A 459-nucleotide genomic window follows, 5' to 3' on the forward strand; every position below is an offset into this window, starting at 1 on the left:
CCACGACCTTCTTGCCGCCGAACACGTCACCGTATTGACCCAAACACCTACTGCGGCAGCAATGCTCACGCCAGAAGGCCTGGAACCGCTGACATTGATACTCGGCGGCGAACACTGCCCGGCCCAAGTGATAGACCGCTGGGCGCCCACACACACGGTCATCAACGGCTACGGCCCCACCGAAACCACCATGTGCGTTTCCTTGACTGCGCCATTGGCGCCGGATTCAGGCACACCACCGATCGGTTCGCCCGTACCAAGTGCAGCGTTGTTCGTCCTCGACCGCTGGCTACGGCCGGTGCCGGTTGGTGTGACAGGTGAGTTGTATGTGGCAGGTGACGGAGTCAGCTGCGGCTATCGGCGTCGCAGCGCACTGACCGCGACACGGTTCGTGGCTTGCCCATACGCCGCGCCCGGGGCCCGGATGTATCGCACCGGAGATCTCGTCCGCTGGGAAAA

General features: G+C 63.4%; 1 protein-coding gene. It reads left to right on the forward strand.

The window, feature by feature from the left end; all coding sequences use genetic code 11:
- The coding region (locus ACPCUW_RS35200) for an AMP-binding protein (protein WP_423429700.1) at window positions 1–459 on the forward strand (459 nt) is incomplete at both ends.

The organism is Nocardia sp. AB354 (genome assembly GCF_049538315.1).
Lineage (GTDB): Bacteria > Actinomycetota > Actinomycetes > Mycobacteriales > Mycobacteriaceae > Nocardia > Nocardia nova.